Consider the following 24,384-nt stretch of genomic DNA (forward strand, 5'->3'; position numbering starts at 1 on the left):
GAGGCCCCCCGAAGACGGCGAAGGCCGGTTCCCGTGACCTGGAGTCGCGGGAACCGGCCTTCGGTGTCCTCGGGGGCGGTGCTTACACGCCCGCGTAGGAGTGCTTGCCGGAGACGAAGATGTTCACGCCGTAGTAGTTGAACAGCCAGCAGCCGAAGGCGATGAGGGCCAGGTAGGCGGCCTTGCGGCCCTTCCAGCCGGCGGTGGCGCGGGCGTGCAGGTAGCAGGCGTAGGCGACCCAGGTGATGAAGGCCCAGGTCTCCTTGGGGTCCCAGCCCCAGTAGCGGCCCCAGGCGTCGCCGGCCCAGATGGCGCCCGCGATGATCGTGAACGTCCACAGCGGGAAGACGGCCGCGTTGACGCGGTAGGCGAACTTGTCGAGGGACGCGGAGGACGGCAGCCGCTCCAGCACCGAGGTCGCGAAGGTGCCGGGCGTGCCGCCGGCTTGGAGCTTGTTCTCGTAGGAGTCCTTGAAGAGGTACAGGATCGTCGACATCGCGCCGACGTAGAAGACCGCGCCGCAGAAGATCGCCGTCGAGACGTGGATGTACAGCCAGTACGAGTGCAGGGCAGGGACGAGCTGGTCGCTGGCCGTGTAGAGGACGGTGACGGCGAGGCCCAGGTCGAGCAGGACCGTGGTGACCAGGAACAGCCCGAGCCAGCGGACGTTCTTCTTCAGGGCCAGCAGCGCGAGGTACACGCCGACGGCGACCGTGGAGAACGTGATGTTGAACTCGTACATGTTGCCCCACGGCGCCCGCTCCACCGACAGGGCGCGGGTGAGGACACCGCCGAACTCGATCAGGAACGCGAGCACGGTGAGGGAGATCGCGATCCGGCCGTACAGGTCGCCCTGTTCGTCCCCGCCGGCCGCGCCGGGCCCGTCCGGTACGTCCCGCTGGCCGGACGCGGCCCGCACGGTGACCTTCGGCCGCTCCAGGACGGCGGTGCCGCCGGCCTGGTTCACGGTGACGGCCGGCGCCTTCTTCTTCGCGTCCGCCGTGGTGGTGAGCGCGGCGGCGGTCCGGGCCACCTTGCTGCGGCTGCCGAAGAGCCATTCGGCGATGTACGCGAAGAACGCCAGGGTGTAGACGGCCATCGACGAGTAGATCAGCACATTGCTGATGCTCGCGAGGTTCTCGTTGGTGGCGGCGGCCAGATCGGTTGCGGCGGCGAGAGTCATTTCTCAGCCCCTTCGGCAGGTACGGGGGTGTCTGCGGGGTCGTCGGGGTCGGGTGCGCCCGGGGCCTGGTCGTAGAGGATCCCCGCGAGGTCGCCCAGTTCCTCGGGGACCTTGGCGGACTCGCTGCGGCCGAGACCGGCCATCTCCACGACGGTGACGCCGTCGGCGCCCTTGACCGCGCGCACCCAGACGCGGCGGCGCTGGATGAACAGGGAGGCGGCGAGGCCGCCGATCGCGGCGATCGCCCCGGCGAGGGCCCAGCCGCCGCCGGGCTCCTGGACGACCTGGAAGCCGGCCCACTCCTTGACGGTCTTGCCGAAGGTGACCGAACCGGCGCCGTTCGGGAGCGTCATGGAGTCGCCGGGCCGCAGCAGCCTCTTGAACAGCTTGCCCTTGGAGTCCTTGAACTCCTTCATGTTGGTCTTGTCCATCTGGTACACGCTCTGCGGGATGCCCGAGTCGGCCCCGAGGTCGCCGTGGTAGGCGGACAGCGCGAGCAGCGGAGAGTCCAGCGCGGGGAACTGCGACAGCATCGTGCCGCTGGCGTGGCCGCCGTAGGTCGGCACGAAGAACGCGTTGAAGCCGAGCTGTTCCTTCTTGCCCTGGGCGTTGCGGTAGCCGTCGAGGACCTTGACGACTCCGGAGGAGGTGACGTTGGCGTCCAGCGGCAGCAGCGGTACCGCGTCCTCGTAGACGACCTTGCCCTGGGCGTCGCGCACGGTGATGACGGGGGCGTAGCCGTGGCTGACGAGATAGACCTTGGAGTCGCCGATCTCCAGGGGATGGTTGACCTTGACGGTGGTCTTCTCGTCCTTGCCGTACGGGCCCGCGCTGAAGTCGAGGGAGGCCTGGTACGTGCGCGGGGTGCCCTTGTTGGGGCCGGTGCGCTCGTAGGTGCCGGTGAACTTCTTCAGGTTGAAGCTGAACGGCACCAGGTCGTCCGACGAGAAGAGGTTGCCGGACTTGAAGTCGTCGTACTGGGTGAGCGTGTTGGAGAAGCCGGCGCCCTCGACGACGAGCTTGTTGCCCTCGGACTTGTAGAGCTGGCCCCAGGCGAAGGCGACCAGCATCACGATGAGGGCGATGTGGAAGACGAGGTTGCCCAGCTCGCGCGTATAGCCCTTCTCGGCGGCGACGGCGTCACCGGCGAGGTGGGCGCGGAAGCGGCGCTTCTTGAGCAGGGCGAGGGCGGCCTCGTGGACCTGCTCGGGTTCGGCCGTGGTGCGCCAGGTGGTGTGGGCGGGCAGCCGGGTCAGCCGCTTGGGCGCGCCCGGCGGGCGGCCGCGCAGCTGGCCCACGAACTGCCAGGTGCGGGGCACGATGCAGCCGATGAGGGAGATGAACAGCAGGATGTAGATCGCGGAGAACCACACCGAGCCGTAGACGTGGAACAGGCCGAGCTTGTCGTAGATCTCGCCGAGAGTCTCGTGGTTCCTGCGGAAGTCGGCGACCTTGGTCTCGTCCTGGCCGGACTGCGGGATGAGCGAGCCGGGGATCGCGCCGAGGGAGAGCAGCAGGAGCAGCAGCAGCGCGACCCGCATGGAGGTGAGCTGGCGCCAGAACCAGCGGACCCAGCCGATGACGCCGAGGGCGGGCAGGTTGGGCAGGTCTTCCTTGGGGGCGGTGGAGAGCTGGGAGCCGGCGGCGCCCAGGTCCTGGTCCTCACCGGCGGGCGGGGCCGGGTCGGGGGCGGTGGTCTTGCTCATCGATCAGATCCCCACAGTGAAGCCGTCGGACCAGACCTGCATCTCCTGCACGATGCGGTCCCACGCGCCGGTCAGCAGCAGCAGACCGGTCACGATCATCATGGTGCCGCCGACCCGCATCACCCAGACGTAGTGGCGCTTGATCCAGCCGAAGGCACCGAGGGCCTTGCGGAAGGCGACCGCGGCGAGCACGAACGGCACGCCCAGCCCCAGACAGTACGCGACGGTGAGGAGGGCGCCGCGTCCGGCGCTGCCCTGGTTCAGGGCGAGTGTCTGCACGGCGGCCAGCGTCGGTCCGATGCAGGGCGTCCAGCCGATCCCGAACAGCGCCCCCAGCACGGGAGCGCCGACCAGGCCGGCCGCCGGCTTGCGGTGGAAGCGGAACTCGCGCTGGGTGAGCCAGGGCATCAGCCCCATGAAGAAGATCCCCATGAGGATCATGAAGACGCCCAGCACCTTCGACAGGACGCCGCGCTCCTCCTGGAGCGTCTGGCCGAAGTAGCCGAAGAAGGCGCCGCCGGAGACGAAGACCGCCGTGAAGCCGAGCACGAACAGCGAGGCACCGGCGACCATCCGGCCTCGCCTGGCCTCGGCCAGGTCGGTGCCGCTGACGCCGGTGACGTACGACAGATAGCCCGGCACGAGCGGCAGCACGCAGGGCGAGAAGAAGGAGACCAGGCCGCCGAGCAGGGCGAGGGGCAGGGCCGCCAGCAGGGCGCCGTTGAGCACCGTGCCGTTGGGGTCCGTGACCGCGGCGAGGGCATTGACGTCCGTCACGTCACTTCTCCGCGACGACGGGCTTGAGCATCTTCAGCAGCCGTTCCTCGCTGAGCGCGGACAGCGAGCGGGCCGCGATCTTGCCGTCCCGGTCGAGGACGAGGGTGGAGGGGATCGCCTGCGGGTTGAGCGTGCCCTTGTCGAAGCGCAGCAGCAGCTTGCCGGTCGGGTCGTAGAGGCTGGGGTAGGTGATGTCCCAGTCCTTCTCGAAGGCGAGGGCGGCGCCGGTGGAGGTGTCGCGGGTGTTGATGCCGACGAACTGCACGCCCTTGTCCTCGTACGCCTTGGACACCTTGGCGAAGTACTTGGCCTCGGCGCGGCAGGGGTTGCACCAGGAGCCCCATACGTTGAGGACGACGACCTTGCCCTTGAAGTCGGAGACGTCGAGGGTCTTGCCGGCGATGGTCTTGCCGGACAGGTCGGGGGCGGGGGTGCGCTCGCCCTTGGCGACCGTGGAGGTGCCGTCGGAGCCGGTGACGAAGTTGGTGTTGCCGCCCCCGCCGGAGGTGCCGCCCGAGCCGCACGCGGAGACGAGCAGGGCGGCCGCGGCGGCACCGGCGGTCAGGGCGGCGCGGCGACGGACCCGGGGTGAGCGGGTGTTCCGGGTCGTGCGGGGCGAGCTGTTCGAGCCCAGGGGGGCGCGGCTGGCGGCACTCATGTGAAAAGTTTCGCATGCCCGTTCCAGGGCTCTCGCCCACCCCCCTTGTGGGCGGAAAACCGCATTTCAGGCAGCGTTTTGCGAGGGTGTCCCGGTCCCCTGCGGGGCCTTCTCGACGAACCCCTTCCAGCCACCGGCCGGTTGCTGCCCGACCTCGAGGGTACGGAGCCCCGCCAGCACCTCGGGCTTCTGGACGTCCAGCCAGTCCGTGAACTGGCGGAAGGAGACGAGGCGCACATCGGCGCCCTTGTCCTTCTCGCGCCCGATGTGCTTGAAGGCCTCCTCCACGGCGTCCATGTAGATGCCGCCGTTCCACTGCTCGAAGTGGTTGCCGATGAAGAGGGGCGCGCGATTGGACTCGTAGGCCCGCTGGAAGCCCTGGATGTACGCCTGGGTCGACTGCTTCCTCCAGCCCGGGTAGTTGTGCGCGGGTGCCTTTGTGGTGCTTATGGACTGATTTGCCAGCATGTTGTAGTCCATGGAGAGGACCTCGAAGCCCCGGCCGGGGAAAGGTATCTGCTGTAGGGGCAGGTCCCAGATCCCCTGCCGCTTCACGGGCCAGACCTGGCGGCCGCCGGGCGAGGAGGCGTCGTAGCGCCAGCCGAGCTCGCGGGCGGTGGGCAGCAGGTTGTCCTGGCCGAGCAGACAGGGCGTACGGCCGCCGACGAGTTCCTTGTCGTAGTCGAACGGCAGGGACGGCAGGTCGGTCCAGCCGCTGTTGGTGCGCCACTCCTTCACGAAGGACTTCGCCTGGTCGATCTCGCTGCGCCACTGCTGGGGCGTCCAGTTCTTGACCGAGCCGTGGGTCTCGCCGCAGAAGTGCCCGTTGAAGTGGGTGCCGATCTCGTGGCCCTCCAGCCAGGCCCGGCGGACGTACTTCAGCGTGTCCTTGACGTGCGCGTCGGTGAGGTAGCCGATGTCGGAGGCGCCGCGCGGGTTGTTCGGCGGGTCGTAGAGGCGCTTCTTCGACTCGGGCAGCAGATACAGCCCGGACAGGAAGAAGGTCATGCTCGCGCCGTGCTCCTTGGTCAGGTCCAGGAAGCGCGGGAACAGGCCGTTGCCGACCTCGCCGGCGCCGTCCCAGGAGAAGACGACGAACTGGGGCGGGGTCTGGCCCGGCTCCAGCGGCTCGGGCTTGCCGGGCTGGTGGGGCTGCTTGCCGGTGTAGGCGGTGGAGCCGTCGCCTATGGGGCGGGCGGTGGGCTTCGGACTGCTGGTTCCCTTACTGGGGGAACCTCCGGCATGGCTCGATCCCTCTGACCCGGTGAGGCCGCCGCATCCGGCGAGCGAGGCGGCGGCGGCTCCCGCGCCGATTCCGAGCATTCCCCTGCGGGTGAGAGCGCGCATGGCATCCCCGATTCGTCACGTCGTGCTGGTCACCCAGTCAGAGGACGTGACGAACGGGGAGGTTCCGCTGAAACTTGCAGATTCCGTAACGGAGCGGTCGGAAGCCGATCAGAAGCGAACAGAAAGGGCTTGTGTGCTTCCTGGGTCGGGTCAGGCGCCGAAGGCCTTGTCCTTCCCCTTCACCGGCTTGGCACCGGCGAGGAGATGCGCCGGGACGAGATCGCGGGCCGGCTCGGTGTAGCCGACGGAGACGATCCGGTCGCCCCGGAAGGTGAAGGTCGTCAGCGAGGCGAGCGTGCACTGCCGCTTGCGCGGGTCGTGCCACAGCCGCCGCCGCTCCACGTACGACCGCACGATCCAGATCGGCAGCTGATGGCTGACCACGACCGCCTCGTGCCCCCGGGCCCGGTCCTTCGCCGTGCTCAGCGCGCTCATCATGCGCACGACCTGATCGACGTACGGCTCGCCCCAGGACGGCCGCAGTGGGTTGACCAGGTGCTTCCAGTTGCCGGGCTTGCGCAGCGCACCGTCGCCGACGCCGAAGGTCTTCCCCTGGAAGATGTTGTCGGCCTCGATCAGCCGCTCGTCGGTGGCGAGGTCGAGGCCGTGCGCCTTGGCGATCGGCTCGGCCGTCTCCTGCGCCCGCTCCAGCGGGGAGGCGACGACATGGGTGACATCGCGGTCCGCGAGGTGCTCGGCGACCCGGTCCGCCATGCGCCGGCCCAGCTCGGAGAGGTGGTAGCCGGGGAGGCGGCCGTAGAGGATGCCGTCCGGGTTGGCGACCTCGCCGTGGCGCATGACGTGGACGACGGTGATGTCGTCGTTCGTGCCGTTGTTCTGGTCGCTCATGCCGTGGCCTCCGCGGCCGCGCGGGCCGCCGCCGGGAGGGCGTCGGCGATGCGCTGCACGGCACGCTCGTCGTGCGCGGTGGAGACGAACCAGGACTCGAAGGACGACGGCGGCAGGTAGACGCCGTCGGCGAGCAGCGAGTGGAAGAAGGCGGTGAAGCGGAAGGACTCCTGCGCCTTGGCGTCCTCGTAGTTCCTGACCGGGCGGTCGGTGAAGAACACGGAGAACATGTTGGAGGCGTGCTGCAGCGTGTGCGCGACGCCCTCCTTGGTCAGGGCGTCGGTGACGAGGCCCTGGATCTGCTTGGAGACGGCGTCGACCTTGGCGTAGGCGGCGTCGTCGAGCAGCCGGAGCTGGGCGAGGCCGGCGGCGGTGGCGATCGGGTTCCCGGAGAGGGTGCCGGCCTGGTAGACGGGCCCGGCGGGAGCGAGGTGGGCCATGACGTCCGCGCGTCCGCCGAAGGCCGCGGCAGGGAAGCCGCCGCCCATGACCTTGCCGAAGGTCATCAGGTCGGGGACGACGCCGTCGACCCCGAACCACCCGGCGCGGCTGGTCCGGAAGCCGGTCATGACCTCGTCGGAGACGTAGAGGGCGCCGTTCTCGGCGCAGATGTCCTTGAGCCCCTGGTTGAAGCCGTCCGCGGGCGGTACGACGCCCATGTTGCCCGGGGAGGCCTCGGTGATCACGCAGGCGATCTCGCCGGGGTGGGCCCGGAAGGCCTCGCGTACGGCGTCGAGGTCGTTGTAGGGCAGGACGACGGTGTCGCCGGCTTGGGCGCCGGTGACGCCCGGGGTGTCGGGCAGCGCGAAGGTGGCGACACCGCTGCCGGCGGCGGCGAGCAGCGAGTCAACGTGGCCGTGGTAGCACCCGGCGAACTTGATCACCTTGGCGCGCTGGGTGAATCCGCGCGCGAGCCGGATCGCGGACATGGTCGCCTCGGTGCCGCTGGACACGAGCCGGACCTGCTCCAGGGGCCCGACCCGGGCGATCATCTCCTCGGCGAGCGCGACCTCGCCCTCGCCGGGCGTACCGAAGGACGTACCGCGGGCGACGGCGTCCTGGACGGCGGCGATGACCTCGGGGTGCGCGTGCCCGAGGATCATGGGTCCCCAGGAGCACACGAGGTCGACGTACTCGCGTCCGTCGGCGTCCGTCAGATACGGGCCGGTGCCGGACACCATGAACCGCGGCGTGCCGCCGACGGCGCGGAAGGCCCGTACCGGTGAGTTCACACCGCCGGGCGTGACGGCCGCCGCACGGTCGAACAGAGCCTGCGAGGCCGGTGCTTCATACGGATATGCCAGTTCGCTCATGACCTGCGACTTCTCCGACCTTCTCCGACGTTGTCGGCTCCGGGTACCAGTGACCTGTTCCTTGACCGCTTCAGTGACCTGTTCAGGGTAGGCCAGGGGAGGTTACGGGGCGGACGGCGAGTGTGACGGGGCGGACGGCGAGTGTGAGCGAACCCGCATCCAGCCCGCGATTCCCGGCCGTCTGCGAGACTGGACCTGATACACACAGATCAAACGGCCCAGGGTGGTCAGAGGCTGCGAAGATCCTGCGGACAGATGTTTCGGCGCACGTTTCGCCGGGCGGTCGCGGGGGAGGTCACTGACACGATGATCGGGTTGCGCGGCGGGGGCGACGCGTCCTAGAAAAAGCAGTCGGGTGGAGATATGCATCGCGGTGGCGGACTGGGCGAGGGGACCGATGACCTGGGTCCTCGACGTGCCAGGCGGGGCAAGCACCGGCGCGAGGCGGAGGACACTCAGGAAACTCGTCAGACGCAGAGCCCGCAGAGTGAACCGGAGCGGTCCGACGGACGTACTGAACATCGGCTGGACGATCTTCGGGCTGAACGTCGGGGTGAGCGTCGCGTGGATGAATTTCAGGCTGAACACCGGGTGGACGATCTTCGTGCGGGGAGCAGGAATGGTGGCCGGGTGGGGGTGACGTACAAATACTTCGGCGCACCCGACGGTGCGACGGCGGCCCGCGTCCCGATCTCGATGCGCCCCGAGGAACTCGGCGGCGACGAACTCGGCATGAACGGCATGTTCACCAAGATCAAGCCGGAGACCATGGCGGCGATGGTCCTCACGGGCATCGAGGGCGTCCCCCTCCACAAGGTCCCGCCCCTGGAACTGGTCGTCCTCCACCCCGACTACGCCGTGGTCAAACTCCCCATGACCGTCGTCGACCCCCTCCGCGGCATCGGCGAGGAAGCGGTGGGCGCGGCGGCCTTCATCTGGTCAACGGTCCCGGACCGGGGTGGCCCGCGGGACGCGTTCAATGTCTACCAACTGCTGCATGAGTGGCAGGACTTCTCACATCGGTTGCATGAGGCGGGGCATCAGCCTTATTGCCTTGTGTGGCCTTGAGCTGGGAGCTCTGTGAGGGGTGAGTGATCGGGCGGGGTCTTCGGGCCTCGCCCTTTTGGATGGTGTTCCCGGTGCCGGGAGGCTCGGTTTGAGGGGCGGGCGGGGGCAGGCCGGAAGGCCGTCGCCTCACCTGGGCAGGGGCCACTGCGGACCGTCCGGGTTCCCCAGCCACACCACCTGAGCATCGCGGGAGACCGTCACACCGAAGGCGGCGGTACTCGGTGAGCCGTACTCCTCCCAGGTGGCCACCGCCGACTCGATCGCGTCCCAGAGTCGACGCGGCCCGCCCTGTCGGACCTGCCAGCCGTTGTCGGTGGGACTGAGCACGGCGAAGGAGCCGGTCGGGTTGTCGAGGACGAACGTGCTGACCGGGCCACCGTCGACCGGCATGGCGAAGAAGCGGGCGTCCGGCGCCGCGAGTTGCCCCATGAAGCCTGGACCTGCGCTGATGAGAACCTCAGGCCCGTACGTGGCTCTCCGCTGCGTTCCGTCGTCAGGCCCTGGGATCGTTCCGAGACTCTCCGGCGCGTCCTGCTGGCGGGCGATCATGAAGCTCGGTTCGTCCTCGCTGAACCAGCCGCTCGCGCTGTCGCCGGTGACGATGAGCTTGACCAGGCCGAGTGAGCGCATCCAGCCGCGCAGGGTGGTGAGGATGACGCCGCCGGGCCGTACCTGCTCCAGCCACGCAGCAGGGATGCTGCGGAAGCCACAGGTGGCGATCAATCGGTCGTACGGGGCTCCGCGGAGGTGACCTGCGCGTCCGTCCCCCACTGACAGGTGTGGAAGGCAGCCGGACCGGGCGAGCGCCTGGCGGGCTCGCCGCGCCACACCTTCGTCCGTCTCGATCGAGGTCACGGCTTCACTGCCCAGCCGGTGGCACATCAGTGCCGTGGAGTAGCCGGTGCCCGTGCCGATCTCCAGCACGCGCAGCCCCTCGTGCACGTCCAAGTCTTCGAGCATCCGCACCACGAGGCTCGGCAGCGTCGACGAAGAGGTGGGAGCCGCGTTGCTGATCGGCTTCGGATCACTCCAGTCGATGTCCCGACCGTCGAACTGCGTAATCCAGGTCTCGTCGCTGTAGACGAGCCGGAGCCACTCCTCCTGGCCGACGATCTCCTGGGTGACCGGCTCCCACGTGGTGACGCCGAGGCCGTCACTCTCTCGGTAGAAGCGGGGGACGAAAGCGTGGCGCGGCACGATCTCGACAGCCTCCCGCCACTCCGGTGACCGCAGCCGGCCGTCCTTCTCCAGCCGGTCGGCGAGCTGCTGCCGGAGGCCGGCCGCGGCCGTCTCGATACCGGGCTCACTGGTCACGAAGCCCCTCCTTCCAGGAGGTCGGCGAGTGCGGCGGTCATCGGCAGACCGGTCGGCGGCTCCATCCATGCCCACTGTCCGGAAGGGTTGCACTCGATGAAGATCCAGTCGCCGGAGTCGGTCAGAGCGAAGTCGAAGGCCCCGAAGACGAGCCCGAAGTGGCTGAGGTAGGCATGCATCGCCAGCTCCACTGCGGGCGGCACGCGGACCGGGGTGTAGGTGTGGGTGCCGTAGTCGGTCCGCCAGTCGAGGAGCCCGGAGTCGATCCGCACCGCGAAGGTGTGCTCGCCGATGACCGTGACTCGGATGTCCCCGACCTTGTCCACGCGCTTCTGGAAGAGGTGCATGGTGCCGGACACGGACTCGTCGATGTCTTCGGCGGCCACCTCGCTGACCGGGACCGTTTGGGCCTTGCCTTCGACCAGGTAGAGCGGGACCGAGATCGGCTTGAAGACGGCAGGCCCGTGCCGCTTGATGAATGCTCGGGCGTCGGCCGGGACGTTGGTGATCAGCGTGGGCGGCAGCATGAAGCCGGCCTCCGCTGCGGCGGCGAGCCCTGACGGCTTGTACTCGGCGTCTCCGATGCGGTGGGGGTGGTTGACGTACAGGCAGCCGGGCAGCGAGGTCAGGATGCCGCCCAGTCCGTAGCGGGCCTGGGCCACGGCGAACCGCTCGTCCTGCTTGTCCAGGTGGGGGAAGGTGAAGCCCGAGGGGCGGCGGTAGTACATGGACCGCACCGCCCCCAGGTCGGCTCGCCTGCTGGGCGTCCGCACGCTTCCTCGCCAACTGTCGCTGTCCCCGATGACGGCCGAGCACGACAGGGTGGCGGGGAAGTCGCCGGAGTCGAACCGCACGACTGGGACGTCCCGTTCGTACAGCTCGTCGATCACAAGGTCGGCGGTCGGGTCGTCAAGGTTCGTGACGACCAGGACCGGACGATCGTCGTTCGTCACCGGAGTCACTGGTCGGTGTCGTTCCCCGTGTCGCTGTCCGGGGAGTCGCTATTGCGGTCGCCTTGGCCCGTGGTGCCCGTGGCGGGGTTCGTGCCGGAGGAGGTGCCGTGTCCCGGGGACAGGGCCGGCGCTCCGGAAGCATCGAAGTAACGGGCGGTCTGCGTCGCCGGATCCAGCTCCACGCTCGCGTAGTCGGGGCTCTCGACCGCCGGGTACGGGGCGATACGGCGCAGGCCCCAGGGAGGGGCCGTCAGGTGCCCCTGCGGAAGAGGGCTACCGGTGGGGAATCGGTCCATGTAGTTGAACACGGTCGTCCTTTCTCTGCGGAGAGTGCTGGTGTTTCGACTACTGACTTCGCGAATCTCGTGGCTCAGGATCTGGCCGGCACTTCCAGCTCGGCCCACACGACCTTGCCCCAGCGCTTCCGGTCGTAGCCCCATCTCCAGCTCAGGGCGTCGATCAGGAGCAGGCCCCGTCCGTTCTCGGCGTCCTCGCCTGGCCTGCCAAGCTCAAGGTCTTTCCTGGAGGTGTCGGCAACGCCGATACGCACCACACGGTCAGAGGGACGTGTGATCAGAACACGGACGCTGCGGCACCGGGTGTGCTGGAAAGCGTTGTTGAAGAACTCGGCCACGATCTGCACCCCAGGGTCGGCCAACTCCCCTATGTCCCAGGCGTTCAGAGCGGCGATGACCAACAGGCGGGCCCGGCGGGCCGATTCCGGCTCGCACGGCATCGTTTCGGTGTAACCGGGTGCACCGGTCGCAGTGGGTCGGGCTGCGGTCATGGACACAGGAACTTCCCTCCGGGGGAAATCAGGGCGCCTCGACGGGCTGACACCGAGTCAACGACCAGTGCCCCGTGCGGAACAGGAAAGGTCGCGCTTCAACCGGCCACCTCGAACCGGAAGACTTTGCGTTCCCGTGACCTCGGGTCTGGCTCACTCGGTGACCCTCGGTCTACGGTCGGTGACATGGGAGCGAACGCCGTTCTGAAGAGCCGGATGGACGAACTCGGGCTCACACAGGAAGAACTGGCTGGTCGGATGAACGCTGCGCTGGCAGAGATCACCGGCAAGGCCGGCGACGTATGCGCCCGGACCATCCGCAACCTGCTGAACGGAACCTCCCGCCGCCCCATCGGACGTACGTGCGCGGCGCTGGAGCGGGTGTTCGACTGCCCCGTCGAGGACTTAGGGTTCAGCGCACCACGCTCCATGCATCACCCGCAGGAGGACCCTGTGCGGCGTCGCACCTTCATCGCCTCGGCCACCGGGACCGCAGCCGCCGCGGTTCCTCTGGTGACCCAGCGTCGTGCGGTCGGCATGTCAGACGTGGCCCGGGCCGCTGACGGAATGAACGCCCTCGTCGATGCGGACGACCGCCAAGGCGGGCACGCCGACCTGGAGAAGGCCGCTGTCCAGGGCCGCGACAGCGTCCTGGAGCTGCAGCAGCGCAACGCGGGCGAGCGCGTCCGCCGAGCCTTGTACGCTCTGGCCGCCGAGTACTCCACCATCGCCGCCTGGTCCTGCATCGACGCCCGCAACCTCGACCAGGCGCAGCGCCACCTCAACGAGTCCGCCACCTACGCCGGCCTCTCCCAGGACGGCACCACCGAAATGCGAGTGTGGGTCAACCTCTCGATGCTGGCCTACCAGCGCCAGAACTGGCCCGAAGCACTCGCGGCAGCCCAGGCCGCACAAGCCTCCTCGGCTGCTCGACGTGACCCGTTCTTCGACTCGCTGGGGCGAGTCCGCGTCGCTCTCGCATACGCGGCCCTCGGTGACGGCCATGCGGGCCTGCGCTCTCTGGGATCGGCCCAGGACACCTTCACCAGGGTGGCCGACCGCGACCGCCCACGCTGGACGGCTTTCTACGGGCAGGCCGAACTCGACCACCTCGCCGCGATCGTCCAGTTCAACAGCGGACGCCACCCTCATGCCGAAGCCTTGGCACACCGCGCTCTGACCAGAATCCCGTCCGCCTTCCGGCGCAACAGGGCCCTCGCGACCGCCCAACTCGCCCTCGCACAGCTCCACCAGGGAGAAGCCGAACAGGCCACGGCCTCAGCCACCGACGTCTTCACGATCATGGGTGGCGGCCAGCTGCCCGGCCGTATGCGCACCCTCATCGGCGACTTCCACCGGGGCCTGTTCGTCATGGCCCCCTCCGCCTCCTACGCACGAGACTGGGCCGACCGCATGCGCACCGAATGGAGCCGAGCGTGACCGACCTGCGTCACTTCCAGCACGGAACCCTCCCCGAGGCCTTCCGGCAGATGCTCATCGACGTACACGCCGACGCCTACGCCGAACAGATGGACGACCCCTTCCACCAGCGCTTCGCCTGGTTCGTCGACCACTGGAGCGGCATGGACGGCTTCTCCTGTGTCGTCGCGTACGACGCGGACGAACCGGCCGGTTTCGCCTATGGCGCTCCGCTCGCACCCGGCCGGGAGTGGTGGCGGTCCACCGGCTACGAGCCGGACGGCGGCCGCACCGCCACCTACGCGGTGTCCGAGGTGATGGTGCGTCCGAGTTGGCGCAAGCAGGGCATGTCCGAGCGGCTCCACGAAGCGCTGCTGAAGGAACGCGCGGAAGACCTCGCCGTGCTCTTGGTCGACGTGACCCACCCCAAGGTGCGGGAGCTCTACGAGTCGTGGGGCTACGCCGAGGTCGGCGAGCAGCAGCCGTTCGCCGACTCTCCGGTGTACGCGGTCATGGTCAAGGCTCTTCGAGGTTGACCGCCTCGAGGCCGTGACCGGTTCCTTCAGGCGATCGCGTAATCGCCGATCGCCGGTTCGAGGAGGTCGAAGGCGCGGGCCGCCTCCTTCGCGATGGTCGTGGCGATCTCGTCGTTGGTGTGGCCGGCCAGGGTCAGGTTCTGGATGCGTTGGAACAGGACGCGGTGGACGGCGCCGAGCAGGCCGGCGATCGTGCGGGCGGTGATGTCGTCCGGCTGGGTGCCGGCGGCGTCGGCGAGGGCCTCGGCCAGTGCCTGTTCGCGCTGGTCGTGCAGGGTGCGGAGGCAGGCCGACAGGGTGGGGCTGTCGGTGATCATGCGGGAGAAGTCCGGGCCGGCGAATCCGGCGACGGGGTCCTGCGCGGCGACGGCGGTTTCGAAAGCGCGGCGAAGTGCCGCGAGGGCGGACTCCCCCGGGTGGCGGGAGGTCACGGCGTGCGCCAGCGTGGCGCTGAACTCTTCCTGGTGGTCGAGGGCCAAGTCCTCTTTGCGCGCGAAGTAGTTGGTCACCGTCTTCTTCGCGACGCGGGCTGCCGCCGCGATCTCGGCGATGGTGGTGTGCTCGAAGCCCTGCTCGATGAAGAGCCGTGTCGCATGGTCGGAGATCAGCTGTCGCGTCTCCTGCTTCTTCGTCTCCCGCAGACCCAGCGCACTCGCTGCGGCGTTCGGCGTCGTCTCCATGAGGAGAATCTTACCTCGGTAGTAAAAATATGTTTACGGCGTCGATCGCACGGAAGTAATGTTACTACCGGCGTAAGATTATTCCGAGCAGCCTGGATGAGGAGCCCCTCTTGAGGATCACCGCCTCCACCGTCTCCCTCACGGTCGAAGACATCGCGGCCTCCCGCGACTTCTTCACCGAGCACCTCGGCTACCGGGAACAGGCCGCGGCCGAAGGATTCGTCTCCCTGACCCGGGACGATGCCGCCGTCGACATCGTCCTGCTCCGGCGGGGCATCGACGTCCTGCCGCCCGACCAGCGCGACCGGCACGCCGGTGGACTGATCCTCGCCTTCACCCTCACCGGCCTCGACGCCGAGGAGAAGCGGCTGCGTTCCGAGGGCGTCGACATCACGATGCCGTTGCGTGAAGAGCCGTGGGGGGAACGCCTGTTCCAGGTCACCGACCCCAACGGGGTCGTCGTCCAGTTCGTCGAGTGGATCACTCCGGACCACTCCTGATCCCCCGGCGCCGTACGACCGGATCGTGCAGACCGAGAAGAGAGAGCACCGCATGCGAAAGCTCGTGTACTACATCGCCACCACGCTGGACGGTTTCATCGCGGGCCCGGACGGCGCCGATCCCTCCGGCCCGGACGGCTTCTGGCCGATCCCCGAGGACTACATCAAGCACCTGGTGACGGAGTATCCGGAGACCTTGCCCGCCCCCGCCCGGGCGGCGCTGTCCGTCACCGCGCGGGGCACGCACTTCGACACCGTCGTGGAGGGGCGCCGCACCTACGAGATCGGTCTGAAGGCCGGTATCACCGATGCCTACCCCCACCTGCGTCACCTGGTCTTCTCCCGGACCCTCACCGAGAGCCCGGACCCGGCCGTCGAACTGGTCGCCGGTGACCCCGTGGAGAAGGTGCGGGAGTTGAAGCAGGAGGACGGCAAGGACATCTGGCTGATCGGCGGCGGGGAGCTGGCCGGTGCCCTGTACGGCGAGATCGACGAGCTCATCCTCAAGATGGCACCGCTGACCATCGGCGCCGGGATCCCGCTCTTCTCCCACCAGACCGCCTTCGATCCGCGCGGTTGGGAGCTCACCGGCCACACCGTGCTCGACAGCGGCGCGGCCTTCGTCACCTACGCACGCGCCACCGGCCCCGACACCCCGGCCGCCGGGAACTGAGGTCGGCCGAGCCCCTGCCTATGACCAGGGCAGGACCAGCGCACCCCAGGCGACGACGGGGCCGAGGGCCACGATGCCGCCGGTGTAGCCGATGACCTGACGGTAGAAGCGGCGGGCGTCGACGCCGCGGGCGTTGGCCAGGACGAGGGCGCCGTTGGTGGAGAAGGGGGAGGTGTCGACGATGGTGGTGGACACGGCGAGGGCGGCGATCAGCCCGGCGGCGCTGAGGTGGCTGGAGAGCAGCAGCGGCACGGCGATGGGGATGATCGCGGTGAGGATCGCGGTGGAGGAGGCGAACGCCGAGGTGACGGCCACGGTGAAGCACAGGAGCAGGGCGACGACGAGCGGTGCGCCCAGGCCGGCGGCGTGCTCGGAGATCTCCTCGATCACCCCGGCCTTCTCCAGCATGGCGATGTACGTCATCATGCCCGCGACCAGCAGCAGCGTGGCCCAGCTGATGCCGTCGACGGCCTTCTCCTGCCTCTTCATGTCGACCAGCGCCAGCAGGGCACCCGCGACCAGGGCCAGGAAGCCGATCTCCAGCTGGAAGCCGAGCGCGCCCACGACGAGGCCGAGCAGACAGGCGAGGGTCAGCCACTGCCGCCAGTCGGGCCTGCCGGAGGCGGCGGGGTCCTCGTCCTCGTCCGCCGTCTCGTCCTGGTCGAGCAGCGGGACCGGGCGTTTGGCCAGCAGGACGTACGTCAGGAGCGACAGCAGCAGGTTGATCACGAAACTGGCGGTGAACAGCGCGACCGGCGAGACGTGCAGGTCCGTCTTGTCGACCATGCCGAGCACCAGCGCACCGGAGACGGCGAGCGGGGAGAACGCTCCGGCGTGGCCGCCGCTGATCACCATCATGCCGACCACGAGCGGGTTCAGCTTGTAGCGGTAGGCGAAGTTCATCGCGATCGGCACAAGGATCGCCACGGCGGCGGGGGTGAAGGTGCCGAACGCCGTCAGCAGCGCGGCGACCAGGAACAGCACCCAGGGGATGAGCGCGACCTTCCCGCGCACCAGCCGTACTCCCGCCGCGACGAGCAGATCGATGGTGCCGTTGCGGCGGGCGACGGAGAACAGGTAGGTGACGCCCACGATCGTCACGAACAGCTTCACCGGGAAGCCCTCGAAGATCTCGTCCTCGGTGAGGCCGAGCGAGGCGGTTCCGACGGTGAAGGTCGCGACGAAGGCGAGAATGCCCAGATTGATCGGGAGCACGGTGCCGACCACGAACATCACCAGCAGTGCGCCTATGGAGATCACTTCAGGAGACATCTTTGTTCCTTGGTGCGGGGAGGGGACGGGAGAGCGCGCCCCGGGGGCGCGGGGCTGCCCCGGGGCGACGGCTGGGGGGACCGTCCGGGGAGATTCATCCCGGTTCAGGCGGCGTCGCGCGCCCCTGACTCCGGTACGTAGATACGTGCGTCGGCGAGCAGCCGGGCCGCCCGCTGCACGGTGACGCGGTCGGGGACGCCGTCGCGCAGGTCCGAGCAGCGGACGGCCACGACACCGGCGGGGGTGCCCAGGCGCAGCCACTCACCGGTCGGCCCGCCCGCGGCCCGGGACACCACGGTGTCCTTCAGCAGGCCCGCGGCCGCGACGGCGACCGCGGAGGTGAGGCCGATCGCCGGGTGGGGGGCGTTCATGGTGAGCATGCGGACCGAGACGTCGTAGTCCTCGGCGGTGAGCTGCTCGCCCAGCGTGGTGGTGTACGGCACCGGGGGGCCGATCAGGCCGACCTTGGGCACCGCGTCACCGGGCTCCTGGCCCGGGGTGAGCAGTCCCATCAGCGGCGCGGCGGTGTGGCGGACCGTGCGCAGCCAGGGCACGTCGGCACGGACCTGGTCCAGGGACTCGGCACCGGAGCGGCCGGCGCCCGGGGCGTCCACGAGGACCACGGGGGCGCCCGCGTCCACCATGGTCACCTGCTGCGGCTCCCCGGTGCCGAGCCGCAGTTCCTCGGTTGCCCGTCCGGTGGGCAGCAGGGAGCCGGTGGTGCCGCCGGCCGGGCTCAGGAAGGTGAGCCCGACCGCCACGCCGCCCGCCCGGGTGCCGGGCACGGTCTGGTCGCCGAAGTGACGCACCACGCCGCCGGTGGTGTCCACCACCCCTTCCAGGACGGCGCCGGTGTTGCTGTTGCGCATCACCACGCGCGTCAGGTCACCGCTGATCGGCACCAGACCCTTGGCGACGGCGTACAAGGCGATGCCGGTGGCGCAGTTTCCGCAGTTGCTGGTCCACTCGATCGTGCCGGTGCCGATGCCGACCTGCGCGAACAGGTAGTCGACGTCCACACCGGGCGTGGGGGAAACGCCGACGACGGCCGCCTTGGAGGTGGTCGGTGTCGCTCCGCCCACCCCGTCCAGTTCCACGGGGTCGGTGGAGCCGTACGCGGCGACCAGGAGTTTCTCCAGCGCACCGCGTTCGGTGGGGACATGGACCTGACTGAACAACCAGCATTTGCTGGTGCCACCACGGACCAAGGTCGCGGGAATGTGCACGGCTGAGGCTCTTCCTGGTTCACAGACGGAAGGGGAAGGCCGGGGCGGACGGTTACGGGTGCGTTGCGTCCCGGTGAACCGCTCCGGCGAATGCGAAGACCTTCGCAGCCGCAAGACTTGGGCACAATGGCAGTTTTCTTCACCTCGGTTAAGCGTGGCTAAACTCGCAGGCATGCTCAACGTGCGTCGCCTGCTGCTGCTCACCGAGGCCGCCGAGCGCGGCTCGCTCACCGCCGCCGCGGAGGCGCTGGGCATGACCACATCAGCCGCTTCCCAGCAGATGTCCCAGCTGGAACGGGAAGCCGGACAGCCCCTCGTCGAACGGTTGCCACGCGGCATCCGCACCACCGCCGCGGGCGCCGCGCTGGCCGAGCGCGGTCAGGCCATCCGACGCGAACTACGAGCAGCGGAAGCCGACTTGGACGCCTTCGCCGACCTGGACCAGGGCACGCTCAGGCTCGGCTCGTTCCCCACCGCCAGCGCCTCGCTGCTGCCGCTCGCCCTCACCCGGTTCAGCCGCCGCCACCCCGGTGTGCGGACCGTCGTACGCGCCGGGGTCCTCGACCAGTTGCGCGAGATGCTGCACACGGGAGAGGTCGAGCAGGCGCTGCTCTGGGACTACGAGTGGAACCGCGTCAACGACGACGCCCTGGCCCTCACGCACCTGCTCGACGACCCCACCGTGCTGGTCGTCCCCGCCGACTCCCCGCTGCGCACCCTGCCCTCGCTGCGCCTCAGCGATCTCGCCGACCAGGAGTGGATCACCCGCGCCGACAACCACCCCGTCGCCGACGTGCTGCGCCGCAGCTGCCACCGGGCCGGGTTCGAACCCCGCATCGCCTACGCCTCACACGACTACCAGGAAGCGCAGGCCATGGTCGCCGCCGGCCTCGGTATCTCCCTCGCGCCGCGGCTCGCCCTCACCAGCCGCCGCAGTGACGTCCGCCTGCTGCCGTTCGGATCCGACGTACCCGCCCCCACCCGCCGCATCCTGCTCGCCCGCGCCGCGTCACGCGAAGCCACACCGCCCGCCCGGGCCATGGCCGACGTCCTGCGCGCCGTGGCACAGAAGTTCACCGGGGCCGACCTGGACCGCACCCAGCTCGGCGCGGTGCGAAGGGGCGGGCACGGGCGCGCCTGACCTGGCCGCCAGGACGTCACCGTAGTCGTCGGGGAACGACGTTGGCCCGACAGGAAAGGCCTGCCCCGGATGCCGCACGGGACAGGCCTTTTCTCATCATGTCCGGGGGTGTGTGGCCCCGGCGGGCTGTGCTCAGGAGCTGACGAGGCGGCGCACGTTGTCCGCGGCGCCGGGGCTCTCCTTCAGGCGGCGCGCCCGTTCTTCCAGGAACGCGCCGCCCAGCTCTTCCCGACGATCCATGGCGACGTTCTCGCGTGCTCCGTTGAGGATGGTGCGCTCTTCCTCGTCGGTGTGGTGGGTGATGGCCTTCACGAGCTCTTCCAGCTTCTCGTCCCACTCGGCGGAGCCGACCTCGTCGACCTCCAGGAGGTCGAGAAGGGCCTGGTTGCCTTCCTCGTGCTCCTCCTCGCCGTGGTCGAGCTCGTCGTCGTCGATGTTCTCGTAGCGCTTGAGGGCGGGGTACACCTTCGTTTCCTCCGCCAGCGCGTGGGCGACCAGCAGATCGGCGAACTCCCGCAGGGCGGCTGCCCGGTCGGCTTCCACGCTGCGCATACGGTGGAAAAGATCCTCCATTCTTCTGTGATCCTGGAGAATGAGTTCGACGACGTCTCGTGTCTCTGCCATGGAACGGGCATCACTTTCTTACGAAGGAATGCGTACGCGGGGTCAGCTCACCATCGGTACCAACGGCCGCGGCCGCCACCGGCGTTGGTGGAGCGCATGACGAAGCCGAGCAGCCAGAGAACCAGGACGGCGACAGCCACCCACCAAAGAATCTTGACGGCGAATCCGGCGCCGAAAAGGATCACCGCGAGAAGCAGAACGAGAAGCAGGGGAACCATAGTTATCAACCTCCTGACCTCCGTGTGCCCAGCGCCTTCACCGCCATTCCCGAATAACTCCTTGTTTATGAAAGGAAAGCCGGGGCATTTCAATGGGGTTTCAGTGCCGGACGAGGCAGAACGGATGCCCGGCGGGATCGGCGCAGACCCGCCAGCCCCGCCCGTCGGAACCCTCGTCCAGCAGCCTCGCCCCCAGGGCCAGCACCTGTTCCTGGGCTCGGTCCAGGTCCGCGACACCGAAGTCCAGATGGAACTGCTGGGGCCGGGCCGAGCCCGGCCACTGCGGCGGCAGGTAGTCGGCCACCCGCTGGAAGGCGAGGACGAGCCCCGACGGTGTGTGCAGGGTCGCCCAGTCGTCGCCGACGGCCCATCGCCGGTCCTGTTGATTCACGGCTCCGCCGAGCAATGCCTGGTAGAACTCGGCGAGTTCCCTCGGCTCGGTACAGTCCAGCACCACACACTGCAGGTCAGCGATCACGGGCTGATCTTAGGCAGTAGCGGCAGTAGCGGAGGGTGGATCTGATGCGTGAAGAGCTCGTGGCCCGGGCCATCAGTACCCCGCGGCTGGATCTGCTGCCGCTGCGGGTCGAGCATGCCGAGGAGATGGCCGGTGTGCTGGCCGATCCGGCCCTGCACGCCTACATCGGCGGCGAGCCGGACACCCTGGCCGGACTGCGCTCGCGCTACCGGCGTATGACCGCCGGCTCTCCCGACCCGGCCGTCTCCTGGCTGAACTGGGTCATCCGGCTGCGTGAGCCGTCCTGTCTGACGGGCACGGTCCAGGCGACGGTCGGGCCCTCGACTGTCGGGCCCTCGACTGTCGGGCCCTCGGCTGTCGGCCCCTCCGACCGCGGCCTCGTCGCCGAGATCGCCTGGGTGGTGGGGACCCCGTGGCAGGGGCGTGGCATCGCCACCGAAGCGGCCCGGGGGCTGGTCACCCGGCTCGGTGAGCAGTCCGTGCACACGGTCGTCGCCCACATCCACCCCGACCATCGGGCATCCGCCGCCGTGGCCACCGCCGCCGGGCTCGCGCCGACCGATGAATGGCACGACGGCGAGATTCGATGGCAGGGCAGCATCGGACCACGTCCCGCCGTGTAGCCGAGCGAACCCGCTCAGTCCTCCACGCACTTGGGGGCCTTCGAGCCCCGATCGGTGTGGCTGGAGGTGTAGGCCGCCGGTGAAAAGCAGTTGACCGCTCCCGGCCGCACTCGGGCACGATCACGGTTCCGCTCGCTGCCATGAAGGAGTTCCGCCCGTGCCCTCCGCCTCCTTCCCGGACCTGACCGTCCCCGGCACCTTGGTGATCGGCACGCTGTACGCCGACGGCCCGGACCGGCAACAAGCATTCGTGGACGCCGAGTTCGACTCACTCGCGTCCCCGCCCACCGGGCTCGCCGATGTGAGCTGGTTCCTCGGCACGGACGGGGAGACGGTGCTGACGCTCGCCCAGTGGGCCGACGACACCGCGGTTCCGCCTGCCGGTCCGCCCCGCTACCGGCTCTACCGCAGCCTCACCGAGGAGCACGAGACACGCGTCCCGGGCTGTCTCGTCGCCGCCGCCTTCGACGTCGACGGGCCCGAGCGGCAGCGCTCCTTCACCGACGTGGTGATCGCCGCCCAGCCACGCGAAGGCGGCCACCCCGGGGCGATCTCGGCTCACTTCCTGCACAGCGTCGACGGCAGCCGGGTCCTGCTGTACACGGAGTGGACCAGCGCCGAGGCCCACCAGGAGGCCGCCGAGGCCGGGGGTCATGACAAGGCGCACGAGCTGTTCTCGGGGACGCCCGGGGTGCGGCTCACGCGCGGGGGCCGGTTCCACCTGCGTCGCACGCTGCGCTGAGGCCTGCTCACCCCTCGCCCTGGCCGCCCACGATCCCCCCGCCCACCGTGAACCCGATCGCCGTCCCGCCCCCCTCCCGCCGCACCGCGAACGGCGCACCCCCGTGCGCGAGAGCCACCTCGCGGACGATGGACAGGCCGAGGCCCGAGCCCGGCAGGGAACGGGCGTCGGCGGCGCGGTAGAAGCGGTCGAAGACGCGGGCGAGGTCGTGGTCGGTGATGCCGGGGCCCCGGTCGAGGACCTCGACGCGGATCGTGCCGGGCCGGGCGGGACCGGCGACGACGATCTCGATCGGGGCCGTGCCGCGCTGGTCGAACTTCACGGCGTTCTCGACGAGGTTGGACAGCGCCCGGTTCAGCATCCCGGGCCGCCCGTCGGTCGTGGTGTCGCCGCTCGCGCGAAGCGTGATCTCCCGGCCGCTGCGGCGCCGGGCCAGGCCCGCCACCTCCTCCGCGAGGTCGGCGACGTCCACCCGCCGCTGCGGCTCGGTGTCGGACTGCCCGGCCGCGAGGTCGACCAGCTCGTTGACCAGGTCGGTCAGCTCACGGGCCTCCTGGCCGAGGTCGGCGACCAGTTCCTCCCTGGTCTCCGGGGGCAGCTCGTCGATCCGGCGGAGCATCGAGATGTTCGTACGGAGTGAGGTGAGCGGTGTGCGCAGCTCATGGCCCGCGTCCTGGACCAGTCGGCGCTGGTCTTCCTCGGACTGCGCGAGCCGCCCCAGCATGCGGTCGAAGGCCCGGCCCAGCCGGCCCACCTCGTCATGGCCGGCGACCGGCACCTGGATGCCCAGCCGGCGGGTCCGGGCCACGTCCTCGGCGGCGTCGGTCAGAACGACCAGGCGCCGTGTGATGCGCCGGGCGAGCCACCAGCCGAGCAGCCCGGCGGCGATCACGACGGCCGCCATCAGCAGCAGCGTCCGCCGCTGAAGCGCCCGCAGCAGGTCCTCGACGTCGCTGAACTCCTGCGCGACCTGCACCGCGCCCCGCCCGCCGCCGAGGGAGACCGTCGCGACGCGGTAGACGTCGTCGCCCACGTCGACGTCCTTGTGCTCGGCGACCCGCCCGGACAGCGACGCGGCGGCGATCCGCACATCGGCCCCGGTCACCGGCAGTCCCGGACTGCCCCGGTCGACGACACTTCCGTCCGGGCCGAGCACCTGCACATCGGTACGGGCGGGCCGCACCAGGTCATGGCCCGGTGCGGCGGAGGAGAAGTCCTCCGGCGTCATCCGGTTCTCCCGGACCTCGTCCCGCAGGTCCTGCACGACCTCGTCGAACACCGTCTGCTGGTCCACCCGCACCAGCCGGGCCGCGGCGCTGTACGACAGGATGCCGACCAGGACCGTCACGGCCGCGGTCACCGCCGCGAACGACACCGCCAGCGTCGTACGCAGCGAGGCCAGCTTCGGCCGCCGCCCACTCAGGAGTCGGCGGAGGCGGCCCACTCAGTCCTCCCGCAGCACGTAACCCACGCCCCGCACCGTGTGGATCAGCTGCGGCCCGTCCGGATCGTCGAGCTTGCGGCGCAGATAGCCGACGTAGACGGCGAGATTCTTCGAGCCGGGGCCGAAGTCGTAGCCCCAGATACGGTCGTAGATCGTCGAGTGGTCGAGGACGATCCCCGCGTTGCGTACCAGCAGCTCCAGCAGCTCGAACTCGGTGCGGGTCAGCTCCAGCTCGCGCGCGCCCCGCCAGGCCCGGCGCGCCTGCGGGTCCATGCGGATGCCGGCGGCCTCGATGAACCGCTCGGGGAGCTGCTGCCTGGGCGCCTCGGGCACGGGCGGGCTGCCGGCAGGTGCGCTGCCGACCTGTGCGCCCCCGGCCGGTGCGCCGCCGATGGGGTCACCCACGCCCACCGGGCTGGTGCGGCGCAGCAGCGCGCGCAGCCGGGCGAAGACCTCCTCCACGTCGAAGGGCTTCACCACGTAGTCGTCGGCGCCCGCGTCCAGCCCGGCGATCCGGTCGGCGGTCTCCACGAGGGCCGTCAGTATCAGCACCGGCGTCCGGTCGCCCTCGGCGCGCAGCACCCGGCACACCTGGAGCCCGTCGATGCCGGGCATCATCACGTCCAGGACGAGCACGTCCGGGCGGTTGCGGTGGGCCTGCGCCAGTGCCTCGACACCGTCGGCGACCGCCATGACCTGGTAACCCTCCAGGGTCAGGGCGCGCTCCAGGGCGTTGCGGATGGCGCGGTCGTCTTCGGCGAGCAGCACGGTGTGGGGCACGCGTCCAGTGTGCCTGGCGACCGGCTCCCCAGGACCGGATGCGCCGCGCCGGGGCGTCCTTCTTACTCCCCTC

At 69.7% G+C, this 24,384-nt stretch carries 27 protein-coding genes; 8 read left to right on the plus strand and 19 right to left on the minus strand.

The genetic code is table 11. The features are described 5' to 3' along the window. Positions 1–82: 82 nt before the first annotated feature. The 7 genes from ccsB to hemL form a co-directional block, all read right to left on the minus strand. Positions 83–1,183 carry a c-type cytochrome biogenesis protein CcsB gene (gene ccsB / locus KJK29_RS15260; protein ID WP_215119710.1) on the minus strand — a complete coding sequence of 367 codons (1,101 nt, stop codon included), beginning with the start codon at positions 1,181–1,183 and terminating at the stop codon, positions 83–85. Further along, the gene (gene resB / locus KJK29_RS15265; protein WP_215119711.1) at positions 1,180–2,889 is read right to left on the minus strand and encodes a cytochrome c biogenesis protein ResB; all 1,710 of its coding nucleotides are present in this window, start codon (positions 2,887–2,889) and stop codon (positions 1,180–1,182) included. The genes ccsB and resB overlap by 4 nt, the downstream gene beginning before the upstream one ends. A 3-nt stretch (positions 2,890–2,892) precedes the next feature. Beyond that, the gene (locus tag KJK29_RS15270; RefSeq protein ID WP_215119712.1) at positions 2,893–3,666 is read right to left on the minus strand and encodes a cytochrome c biogenesis CcdA family protein; all 774 of its coding nucleotides are present in this window, start codon (positions 3,664–3,666) and stop codon (positions 2,893–2,895) included. A 1-nt stretch (position 3,667) separates the two neighbouring features. Beyond that, a complete protein-coding gene (locus tag KJK29_RS15275) occupies positions 3,668–4,324 on the minus strand; it encodes a TlpA family protein disulfide reductase (protein ID WP_215119713.1) in 657 nt (218 codons plus the stop codon). A 66-nt stretch (positions 4,325–4,390) separates the two neighbouring features. Next, positions 4,391–5,671 (minus strand): polysaccharide deacetylase family protein, encoded by a 1,281-nt coding sequence (locus KJK29_RS15280; RefSeq protein WP_215119714.1) that lies wholly within the window; start codon positions 5,669–5,671, stop codon positions 4,391–4,393. 150 nt (positions 5,672–5,821) lie between these two features. Next, positions 5,822–6,520 carry a histidine phosphatase family protein gene (locus tag KJK29_RS15285; protein WP_215119715.1) on the minus strand — a complete coding sequence of 233 codons (699 nt, stop codon included), beginning with the start codon at positions 6,518–6,520 and terminating at the stop codon, positions 5,822–5,824. Then, the gene (gene hemL, locus KJK29_RS15290) at positions 6,517–7,833 is read right to left on the minus strand and encodes a glutamate-1-semialdehyde 2,1-aminomutase (protein ID WP_215119716.1); all 1,317 of its coding nucleotides are present in this window, start codon (positions 7,831–7,833) and stop codon (positions 6,517–6,519) included. The genes KJK29_RS15285 and hemL overlap by 4 nt, the downstream gene beginning before the upstream one ends. Positions 7,834–8,463: 630 nt before the next feature. Between hemL and KJK29_RS15295 the strand changes: the two genes are divergently transcribed. After that, positions 8,464–8,901, plus strand: coding sequence for a hypothetical protein (locus tag KJK29_RS15295; RefSeq protein WP_003974483.1), 438 nt, complete (start codon positions 8,464–8,466; stop codon positions 8,899–8,901). Positions 8,902–9,027: 126 nt separating this feature from the next. Here the strand turns inward: KJK29_RS15295 and tgmC are convergent, their stop codons facing one another. From tgmC to KJK29_RS15315, 4 genes are all read right to left on the minus strand, one after another. Further along, entirely contained in the window at positions 9,028–10,215 is a 1,188-nt protein-coding gene (gene tgmC / locus KJK29_RS15300) for an ATP-grasp peptide maturase system methyltransferase (RefSeq protein ID WP_215119717.1), read from the minus strand. Next, the gene (tgmB, locus tag KJK29_RS15305) at positions 10,212–11,168 is read right to left on the minus strand and encodes an ATP-grasp ribosomal peptide maturase (RefSeq protein ID WP_215119718.1); all 957 of its coding nucleotides are present in this window, start codon (positions 11,166–11,168) and stop codon (positions 10,212–10,214) included. The genes tgmC and tgmB overlap by 4 nt, the downstream gene beginning before the upstream one ends. Before the next feature lie 5 nt (positions 11,169–11,173). Further along, positions 11,174–11,476 carry a putative ATP-grasp-modified RiPP gene (tgmA, locus tag KJK29_RS15310; protein WP_215119719.1) on the minus strand — a complete coding sequence of 101 codons (303 nt, stop codon included), beginning with the start codon at positions 11,474–11,476 and terminating at the stop codon, positions 11,174–11,176. Between the two features lie 62 nt (positions 11,477–11,538). Beyond that, entirely contained in the window at positions 11,539–11,955 is a 417-nt protein-coding gene (locus tag KJK29_RS15315) for an ATP-binding protein (protein ID WP_215119720.1), read from the minus strand. Positions 11,956–12,141: 186 nt separating this feature from the next. Between KJK29_RS15315 and KJK29_RS15320 the strand changes: the two genes are divergently transcribed. Both KJK29_RS15320 and KJK29_RS15325 read left to right on the plus strand, forming a co-directional pair. Beyond that, the gene (locus tag KJK29_RS15320) at positions 12,142–13,395 is read left to right on the plus strand and encodes a helix-turn-helix domain-containing protein (protein WP_215119721.1); all 1,254 of its coding nucleotides are present in this window, start codon (positions 12,142–12,144) and stop codon (positions 13,393–13,395) included. Then, a complete protein-coding gene (locus tag KJK29_RS15325) occupies positions 13,380–13,910 on the plus strand; it encodes a GNAT family N-acetyltransferase (protein WP_215119722.1) in 531 nt (176 codons plus the stop codon). Before KJK29_RS15320 ends, KJK29_RS15325 begins: the two co-directional genes overlap by 16 nt. A 26-nt stretch (positions 13,911–13,936) precedes the next feature. Here the strand turns inward: KJK29_RS15325 and KJK29_RS15330 are convergent, their stop codons facing one another. Continuing rightward, positions 13,937–14,590 carry a TetR/AcrR family transcriptional regulator gene (locus KJK29_RS15330; RefSeq protein ID WP_215119723.1) on the minus strand — a complete coding sequence of 218 codons (654 nt, stop codon included), beginning with the start codon at positions 14,588–14,590 and terminating at the stop codon, positions 13,937–13,939. A 110-nt stretch (positions 14,591–14,700) separates the two neighbouring features. Between KJK29_RS15330 and KJK29_RS15335 the strand changes: the two genes are divergently transcribed. Together KJK29_RS15335 and KJK29_RS15340 are read left to right on the plus strand one after the other, a co-directional pair. After that, positions 14,701–15,090: a VOC family protein gene (locus KJK29_RS15335; RefSeq protein WP_215119724.1), complete on the plus strand. Its 390-nt coding sequence runs from the start codon at positions 14,701–14,703 to the stop codon at positions 15,088–15,090. 52 nt (positions 15,091–15,142) lie between these two features. Beyond that, the gene (locus tag KJK29_RS15340; protein ID WP_215119725.1) at positions 15,143–15,763 is read left to right on the plus strand and encodes a dihydrofolate reductase family protein; all 621 of its coding nucleotides are present in this window, start codon (positions 15,143–15,145) and stop codon (positions 15,761–15,763) included. A gap of 18 nt (positions 15,764–15,781) precedes the next feature. On the opposite strand, the gene KJK29_RS15345 is transcribed toward KJK29_RS15340, so the two are convergent. After that, positions 15,782–17,035: an SLC13 family permease gene (locus KJK29_RS15345; protein WP_251057810.1), complete on the minus strand. Its 1,254-nt coding sequence runs from the start codon at positions 17,033–17,035 to the stop codon at positions 15,782–15,784. A 104-nt stretch (positions 17,036–17,139) separates the two neighbouring features. Then, a complete protein-coding gene (locus KJK29_RS15350; RefSeq protein ID WP_215119726.1) occupies positions 17,140–18,261 on the minus strand; it encodes a PrpF domain-containing protein in 1,122 nt (373 codons plus the stop codon). A gap of 172 nt (positions 18,262–18,433) precedes the next feature. On the opposite strand from KJK29_RS15350, the gene KJK29_RS15355 reads away from it, so the two are divergent. Then, on the plus strand, positions 18,434–19,402 hold the full coding sequence (locus KJK29_RS15355; RefSeq protein ID WP_215119727.1) for a LysR family transcriptional regulator: 969 nt from the start codon (positions 18,434–18,436) through the stop codon (positions 19,400–19,402). A 132-nt stretch (positions 19,403–19,534) separates the two neighbouring features. On the opposite strand, the gene KJK29_RS15360 is transcribed toward KJK29_RS15355, so the two are convergent. The 3 genes from KJK29_RS15360 to KJK29_RS15370 form a co-directional block, all read right to left on the minus strand. Continuing rightward, positions 19,535–20,026: a hemerythrin domain-containing protein gene (locus tag KJK29_RS15360; RefSeq protein WP_215119728.1), complete on the minus strand. Its 492-nt coding sequence runs from the start codon at positions 20,024–20,026 to the stop codon at positions 19,535–19,537. A 47-nt stretch (positions 20,027–20,073) separates the two neighbouring features. Beyond that, positions 20,074–20,244 (minus strand): hydrophobic protein, encoded by a 171-nt coding sequence (locus tag KJK29_RS15365; protein WP_215119729.1) that lies wholly within the window; start codon positions 20,242–20,244, stop codon positions 20,074–20,076. A 100-nt stretch (positions 20,245–20,344) separates the two neighbouring features. Then, positions 20,345–20,722 carry a VOC family protein gene (locus KJK29_RS15370; RefSeq protein ID WP_215119730.1) on the minus strand — a complete coding sequence of 126 codons (378 nt, stop codon included), beginning with the start codon at positions 20,720–20,722 and terminating at the stop codon, positions 20,345–20,347. Positions 20,723–20,766: 44 nt separating this feature from the next. Between KJK29_RS15370 and KJK29_RS15375 the strand changes: the two genes are divergently transcribed. Together KJK29_RS15375 and KJK29_RS15380 are read left to right on the plus strand one after the other, a co-directional pair. Then, positions 20,767–21,345, plus strand: coding sequence for a GNAT family N-acetyltransferase (locus KJK29_RS15375; RefSeq protein WP_215119731.1), 579 nt, complete (start codon positions 20,767–20,769; stop codon positions 21,343–21,345). A 157-nt stretch (positions 21,346–21,502) separates the two neighbouring features. Then, entirely contained in the window at positions 21,503–22,087 is a 585-nt protein-coding gene (locus KJK29_RS15380) for an antibiotic biosynthesis monooxygenase (RefSeq protein ID WP_215119732.1), read from the plus strand. A 7-nt stretch (positions 22,088–22,094) separates the two neighbouring features. Here the strand turns inward: KJK29_RS15380 and KJK29_RS15385 are convergent, their stop codons facing one another. Both KJK29_RS15385 and KJK29_RS15390 read right to left on the minus strand, forming a co-directional pair. Continuing rightward, positions 22,095–23,531 (minus strand): sensor histidine kinase, encoded by a 1,437-nt coding sequence (locus KJK29_RS15385; protein WP_215119733.1) that lies wholly within the window; start codon positions 23,529–23,531, stop codon positions 22,095–22,097. After that, the gene (locus KJK29_RS15390) at positions 23,532–24,311 is read right to left on the minus strand and encodes a response regulator transcription factor (protein WP_215119734.1); all 780 of its coding nucleotides are present in this window, start codon (positions 24,309–24,311) and stop codon (positions 23,532–23,534) included. Positions 24,312–24,384: the final 73 nt, after the last annotated feature.

It is taken from the genome of Streptomyces koelreuteriae (assembly GCF_018604545.1).
GTDB classification, from domain to species: Bacteria; Actinomycetota; Actinomycetes; order Streptomycetales; family Streptomycetaceae; genus Streptomyces; species Streptomyces koelreuteriae.

Excerpts from the sequence above, each read along its gene's own strand:
- KJK29_RS15325 (WP_215119722.1), top strand. The coding sequence starts at position 13,380 with ATGGAGCCGAGCGTGACCGACCTGCGTCACTTCCAGCACGGAACCCTC.
- KJK29_RS15365 (WP_215119729.1), bottom strand. The coding sequence starts at position 20,244 with ATGGTTCCCCTGCTTCTCGTTCTGCTTCTCGCGGTGATCCTTTTCGGC.
- KJK29_RS15375 (WP_215119731.1), top strand. The coding sequence starts at position 20,767 with ATGCGTGAAGAGCTCGTGGCCCGGGCCATCAGTACCCCGCGGCTGGAT.
- KJK29_RS15340 (WP_215119725.1), top strand. The coding sequence starts at position 15,143 with ATGCGAAAGCTCGTGTACTACATCGCCACCACGCTGGACGGTTTCATC.
- KJK29_RS15275 (WP_215119713.1), bottom strand. The coding sequence starts at position 4,324 with ATGAGTGCCGCCAGCCGCGCCCCCCTGGGCTCGAACAGCTCGCCCCGC.
- KJK29_RS15345 (WP_251057810.1), bottom strand. The coding sequence starts at position 17,035 with ATGTCTCCTGAAGTGATCTCCATAGGCGCACTGCTGGTGATGTTCGTG.
- KJK29_RS15280 (WP_215119714.1), bottom strand. The coding sequence starts at position 5,671 with ATGCGCGCTCTCACCCGCAGGGGAATGCTCGGAATCGGCGCGGGAGCC.
- hemL (WP_215119716.1), bottom strand. The coding sequence starts at position 7,833 with ATGAGCGAACTGGCATATCCGTATGAAGCACCGGCCTCGCAGGCTCTG.
- ccsB (WP_215119710.1), bottom strand. The coding sequence starts at position 1,183 with ATGACTCTCGCCGCCGCAACCGATCTGGCCGCCGCCACCAACGAGAAC.
- resB (WP_215119711.1), bottom strand. The coding sequence starts at position 2,889 with ATGAGCAAGACCACCGCCCCCGACCCGGCCCCGCCCGCCGGTGAGGAC.
- KJK29_RS15355 (WP_215119727.1), top strand. The coding sequence starts at position 18,434 with ATGCTCAACGTGCGTCGCCTGCTGCTGCTCACCGAGGCCGCCGAGCGC.
- KJK29_RS15285 (WP_215119715.1), bottom strand. The coding sequence starts at position 6,520 with ATGAGCGACCAGAACAACGGCACGAACGACGACATCACCGTCGTCCAC.
- KJK29_RS15320 (WP_215119721.1), top strand. The coding sequence starts at position 12,142 with ATGGGAGCGAACGCCGTTCTGAAGAGCCGGATGGACGAACTCGGGCTC.
- KJK29_RS15330 (WP_215119723.1), bottom strand. The coding sequence starts at position 14,590 with ATGGAGACGACGCCGAACGCCGCAGCGAGTGCGCTGGGTCTGCGGGAG.
- KJK29_RS15360 (WP_215119728.1), bottom strand. The coding sequence starts at position 20,026 with ATGGCAGAGACACGAGACGTCGTCGAACTCATTCTCCAGGATCACAGA.
- KJK29_RS15315 (WP_215119720.1), bottom strand. The coding sequence starts at position 11,955 with ATGACCGCAGCCCGACCCACTGCGACCGGTGCACCCGGTTACACCGAA.